At 73.6% G+C, this 5198-nt stretch carries 9 protein-coding genes; 3 read left to right on the top strand and 6 right to left on the bottom strand.

Going from position 1 to position 5198, the window contains the following annotated elements; all coding sequences use genetic code 11:
- Positions 1–610: 610 nt before the first annotated feature.
- Both IO39_RS43080 and IO39_RS55590 read left to right on the top strand, forming a co-directional pair.
- Positions 611–994, top strand: a complete 384-nt coding sequence (locus tag IO39_RS43080; RefSeq protein WP_043637412.1) for a hypothetical protein — start codon at positions 611–613, stop codon at positions 992–994.
- Positions 991–1140, top strand: a complete 150-nt coding sequence (locus tag IO39_RS55590; protein WP_157549802.1) for a hypothetical protein — start codon at positions 991–993, stop codon at positions 1138–1140. Before IO39_RS43080 ends, IO39_RS55590 begins: the two co-directional genes overlap by 4 nt.
- Positions 1141–1209: 69 nt before the next feature.
- Here IO39_RS55590 and IO39_RS57195 read toward each other — a convergent pair whose 3' ends face one another.
- The 6 genes from IO39_RS57195 to IO39_RS43050 all read right to left on the bottom strand — a co-directional run bounded on the left by IO39_RS57195 (position 1210) and on the right by IO39_RS43050 (position 4574).
- A complete protein-coding gene (locus IO39_RS57195; protein WP_043637410.1) occupies positions 1210–1635 on the bottom strand; it encodes a hypothetical protein in 426 nt (141 codons plus the stop codon).
- Between the two features lie 74 nt (positions 1636–1709).
- On the bottom strand, positions 1710–2156 hold the full coding sequence (locus tag IO39_RS43070; protein ID WP_043637403.1) for a hypothetical protein: 447 nt from the start codon (positions 2154–2156) through the stop codon (positions 1710–1712).
- Between the two features lie 63 nt (positions 2157–2219).
- A complete protein-coding gene (locus tag IO39_RS43065; RefSeq protein ID WP_043637401.1) occupies positions 2220–2480 on the bottom strand; it encodes a hypothetical protein in 261 nt (86 codons plus the stop codon).
- A 624-nt stretch (positions 2481–3104) separates the two neighbouring features.
- Positions 3105–3842, bottom strand: coding sequence for a DUF6573 family protein (locus tag IO39_RS57190; protein ID WP_211267385.1), 738 nt, complete (start codon positions 3840–3842; stop codon positions 3105–3107).
- A gap of 78 nt (positions 3843–3920) precedes the next feature.
- A complete protein-coding gene (locus tag IO39_RS43055; RefSeq protein WP_043637399.1) occupies positions 3921–4166 on the bottom strand; it encodes a hypothetical protein in 246 nt (81 codons plus the stop codon).
- A gap of 93 nt (positions 4167–4259) precedes the next feature.
- Positions 4260–4574 carry a hypothetical protein gene (locus IO39_RS43050; RefSeq protein WP_043637397.1) on the bottom strand — a complete coding sequence of 105 codons (315 nt, stop codon included), beginning with the start codon at positions 4572–4574 and terminating at the stop codon, positions 4260–4262.
- Between the two features lie 191 nt (positions 4575–4765).
- Between IO39_RS43050 and IO39_RS43045 the strand changes: the two genes are divergently transcribed.
- On the top strand, positions 4766–5198 hold a 433-nt coding region (locus IO39_RS43045), incomplete at its 3' end, for a hypothetical protein (protein WP_043637394.1).

Raw genomic sequence — 5198 nt, 5'->3', positions numbered from 1 at the left:
GCGTCAACCGAACCACCCTGCACGACTGGCTCGCCCAAGGAGAGCAGGACAACGCCCCCGAGCTGTTCTCCGACTTCTCCGACAGGTGTACGCGTGCGCGTACGAAGGTGCTGGGGGAGCTGTTCAACGCCGCGTTCCAGGATGCGATCGGGGGGGTGGAGATCAAGCGGGCGGTCCGGCCGGATGGGACGGAGGAGATCCAGACGACGCCGCCGAACGGGAAGATCGCGCTGGAGCTGATGTCGCGGATGGACCCGGATGAGTGGCGGCCGGGGAAGGCGGTCGAGCTGGAGGTGTCGGGGGCGGGGGGGGGGGCGGGGTGCGGGTGGCTGGCCAGGAGGGTGTGGTGGAGAGCATCCGGGAGCGGGTGCGGAAGGCGAAGGAGCGTCGGGCGGCCGAGGCGGCGGCCCGTGCTGAGCTGGAGCGACAGAAGACGGGGGATCACGGTGAGTAGTCATGAGGTGGGGGATTCTGGAGACCTGAGCGCGGAGCGTTACGTGCGGGTGGTGGTCGAGGCGGAGGCGGACCCGTACGGCAACCTGCGCGCGCCGCGCTGGTCAACCGCGCGAGCGCTGGCCGAGGGGGAGGAGTTCGAGCCGGGCCGCACGACATGGTGGTCTCGGTCCCGGCCGGCCAGGCGGCGGACATGGTGCGCCGGCCGGTGCCGTGGGACGGGCCCGGCGTGTACGAGACGTACGAGGAGTGGCGGGCGCGGGAGGAGGCGAAGCGCCGGCACCCCGCCGGGCGGGCGCTCACCGGGTTGTTCAGACAGACGTACCCATGGCTCGCCCCGCCGGAGCCGGCCAGGCCGGTCGAGCGGTCTGAGCCGGTCGCGCCGGGGGCGGCCCTCGGGCGGTACGCGGCGTTGGAGGGGCGTGTGGCCGAGCTGGAGGCGCGTCTGGCCCGCTTGGAGGGCGGGAGCGTGGTCGATGCGTCTGCCGGCGGGCCGGGGCTTGTGGCCGGCGGGCCGGGCCTGGCAGGCTCGCGGTCATGATCAGTTACAGCGATAGCGGCGGTTGGGTGGCGAGCGTGGGCGGCGGCGTGCGCAGCACCACGGGAGGCATGCGGCACACCGGCGGCATGAGGAGCACGGGCGGCATGAGGGTCACGGGCGGCATGCGCGCCCGTGCGGGCGGCTGATACCCGCGTAGACGTGCGTAGGGCCCGAACCCCGGCGAGGGGGGTTCGGGCCCTACGTGGTTGCGACGGCTACGCCGTGGCGCGGGCGCGGCGGGCGAGCATGCGCGCCTTACGCAGCGCGTCACCAGGGTTGATCCAGTAGTGGTAGCCGGTGCCCGTCTTGTACTGCTGGCCGTGGCCGTACTCCTCAACCCCGCACAGGAGGCAGCCGTTCGGCGGGTTCCCGTCGTCCTCGACGGCCGGGGCGGTGCGGCCCGAGAACGTCACCGCGCGCTCCCCGTCCTCGCCGTGGTAGGTGGTCACCTCCAGCTCCCAACCCGGCGGCAGGAGCGGGCGGATCGCCTCGAAGTAGGCGCGGGCGAGGCCGAGCACGCCGACGCAGGGCTGGATGCAGAGTTCGATCCGGTTGAGGCTGATGTGGGCGTGGTGCTGGTGCGGGCCCCGCTCGTCGAGTCGGGCGGCGCGGATGATGGCGGCAAGCTGCGAGTAGTTCACTGAGAGCTCCTGTTCCTGGGGTTCGGTGGCGGGGAGGGGTGCGGGCCGGTCGCAGTGGCCCGCACCCGGGCGGGTCAGGCGTCGGTGGTCAGCATGTGGTGGCAGTGCGGGCACAGCGGCTCCACCTCGCCCGTCCGGTGGTTGAGCTGCTCGGTCACGTTCACCGTGGTGCGGCGGCACTCCAGGCAGACGCCTGGCGGCATCCAGGCGGGGCGGCTGCCTTCTACGAGCGGCTCGTACTCGGCGGGCGGCTCGTGGCCGGAGCCGCGCGGCTGGTCGGGCAACGCCCGGTAGAAGCCCCGGTCCGGCAGGGCGAGCAGCCCGCCTGGGGTTTGGTCCTCCGGGACGGTGGGGCCCTCGAAAATCGTCTCCTTGTAGGCCCACCCCTGGCGGGGCGTCCACATCCATTCGACCGTGGCTCGGTCTGGGGTGAAGCGGCGGCCGGTGTGCGCGGTCATGACGGCCGTGTCGGTGAAGGTGAGGTGCACCAGGAGGCGGGCGGCGGCGTAGGCGTGGTTCACAGCGGTTCCATTCGGGTAGAGGGGAGGGCCTGGCCCGCGTGCGCGGGTCAGCACGGTGCCAGGTCAGCGGGTCAAGGCCGAACGGCGGCGGCCGTGCCGCAGGGTGAGGCGGCGGGCGGCCGGTGTCGTACGGGCAGGGCGCGGCCAGGCCGGGCGGCGGCGGGCGGGCCCGAGGTGCAGCGCCACCCGGCGCGCCGGGCGGCCCGGCGCGCCGGGCGCGGCCTGCTCGGTGGCCGTGGCCACCTGCTCGACGTCCTCGGCCGCCTCGTCGCGCCGGGTGACGTCCACGCCGTTCAGGGTCACGGTGCCGTCCGCCTCGTACACGTAGGCGGGGGCGGGCGCGTTGGATCGCGTCCCACACGCTCCCGGCCGGTCGAGCGGCCCGCTCGCGCTGGCGCTGGCGTTCCTCCTCCTCGGCCGCTTCCAGCCGCGCGAGCGTGGCCTTCCAGCGCGCGTCCAGGTCGGCCCGCTCCCGTTCCATGCGGGCCTCCCACGCCCGGTGGCGGCGGGTCGCCTCCTCGCCCTGCCACAGGGGCCGCAACGGCTCCCTCGGGTCCTCCACGGCCGGTTCCGGCCGGAAGGTCTCCCACGCGGCCAGGCCCTCACGCCCGTCCGCCGTGGCGGCAACGCTCCCGCCCTCCACCCGCAGGAACCCGGCCGAGATGAGCGCGCGGACACGGTCGCGGGAGACCGCGCGCCCCCGCCCGCCGTTCCGGCCGGTCCGGTAGAAGCCTCGCGCGTCGGCGTGCAAATCGCCGGCCACGGCCCAGGCGACGGCGTCGGCGTGCGCGGTGGCCCAGCCGAGCCGGGCGGCCTGGTCCTCGCGCCGCGTCAGGACGCGGATCTCCTCCAAGCTGGGGACTTCGTACGTGGTCGTCATGGTGATGCTCTCCAAGAGGGGCTCGGGGGGCGGGCCCGGGGCCGGGCCCGCCGGGAGGTGGTGAAGGGTCAGGCTTCGGTGGGGTGCGAGATGGTGATGACCGGCTCGCCCGCGTCGCCGGGGCCGATGTGCACGGTCAGTGAGGCCGGGCGCGGCGCGCGGACTCGGCCGTCACGCGGCGTCCGGTAGAAGCGGACAGCTGCCCGCTGGGAGCCTCGGGGCGCGTTCTGGATCGCGGCGCGCGTCATCCAGAGCACGTCCCACAGGCGGCCGTCCTCGTCCTGCACGGTGCCCTTGCGCCGGTTGTCGGCGTCGGCCCAGGCGACGGAGTCCTCCCACGCGACGCGGGTGAACGCGACGGGGAAGCGGATACCGGCCTCGGCGGCGATGGCGCGCGGGGCGGGGATCAGCTCGCCGGAGGCGATCCGGGCTGCGCGGGACGGCGCGCTGACGGGCGGCAGCTCGGTGGCGAGCGCGATGACGACCGGGCTGCGCGGGTCGTCGGCGTCGGGGAGCTGGACCGTCAGCTCGGTGATGAACCGGCCGGTGCGCTTGTGGGTGCGGGCCACGCTCAGCGCGGCGCGGTTGCCGCTGCCCAGCTTGGCGGTGTGCTTGTGCGCCTCCCACAACAGCATCTCGTACCGGTCCTGGAAGTCCTCGCCGTCGAGGATGCCGCCGTCCATGACGAGCCGGTCCCACACCGCGCGGGTGATCTCCACCGTGCGGTCGAACGTGCGGGTCTGCGCTGCGACGTAGGAGGGGATGGCCCAGACCTCGCCGAGGTCGGTGGTGGTGGTGGTGATCACGGGTTGCCTCCAATGGGCGGGGGAGAGGGGAAAGTCGGGGGGAGGGGGGGGGGGGGCGCGGTGCGCCGCCCGGGTGGGTCACACGCAGTTGTCGCCGTGGGGGCACTCGTCCGGCTCGTCGCCCTCGGGGGAGAAGTAGACGTTCACATACAGGGCGCACACGAACGCGACGGGGTCCGCCTGGCAGCAGCCGGTGTAGATGCCGCCGTTGGGCAGCTCGTGCAGCACGGGGTCGGTGCAGCCGCAGGTGGGGCACGCGGGGTCGGTGTGGGCCTTGAAGACGGGCGTAGCGGGCGCGGCGGGGGCGGGTGCGGTGATCGTCACGGGGATGGGCCTTTCGGGCTTCCTGGGGCGTTCTGGAGCGTTCCGGCGGGGTTCCGGGCGGGCGGTCGCAGTCGCCCGCCCGGAACCGGGCGGCTAGCAGCCGCTCTGGCAGAGGGCGATCTCGTCGCCGCTGGCCTCGTACCGGTGCGTGTAGGTGGTGACGCGGGCGTGGCAGCGCTCGCACAGGTACAGGTCGCCGGTCTTCAGCGCGTCGTCGATCAGGTCGCGCAGGGCGTCGCCGGTCGCGTCGGCCGCCTCGATCCAGCCCTGGTCCTCCATCAGCTCCTTCGCGTCGGCGAGCGCGGCGGGGGAGAGGGCGGCGGCGATGCTGGCGGCCTGGACGGGGACCAGGACGGCGATCTCAACGCCGGGGGTGGGGGTGGCGACGATCGCGTAGGTGCTGGCCATGTGGTCCTCCTGGGGTTCCGGTGTCGGTCCGGGGGTCGCAGTCCCCGGCAGCGATGAGATAACTGTAGGATAGATTTATGACAGGATCAACATGATCCACGGGTAGACATTCATGTAAATCTGCCCTACAGTTTTCTTGTGAGACCGGGGCGCTGCGACCGCCCCGGCACTACCCCAGGAAAGGACCATTCATGGTCTCCATCAGGGCCTACGCCCTCGCGGGAATCGCCGCCGTCGCGGCCATGCTCGCCCCCGCCACCGCCCACGCGGACAACGCGGGCAGCATCACCAGCCCGGCCAACGGCCACACCGTCAAGGCCGGAACCACCCTCACCGTGGACGCGCACGTCACCAACGTGTGCGACGCGAAGATCACCGTCACCACCCCGGGCGGCGACACCCAGCCCGTCGCCGCCGCCCCGTACGACCCCCTGTGCGCCCCCGTCACCTTCACCGGCAAGTACCTCCCGGCCACCGCCGGGGACTACACGCTCACGCTCGCGGCGGGCAAGGGCCTGGTGATCGACACCGTCAAGATCACCGCGACCAGCCCGGCCACCCCCACCGCCACCCCCACCGCCACGGAGACGGCCAAGCCCACCGAGACGGCCACGGCCACGCCAC

Origin of the sequence: Nonomuraea candida, assembly GCF_000725485.1 — a bacterium.
GTDB classification, from domain to species: Bacteria; Actinomycetota; Actinomycetes; order Streptosporangiales; family Streptosporangiaceae; genus Nonomuraea; species Nonomuraea candida.
The sequence above is the reverse complement of the archived record's forward strand: the minus strand, read 5'-3'. Positions and strand labels throughout refer to the sequence as shown.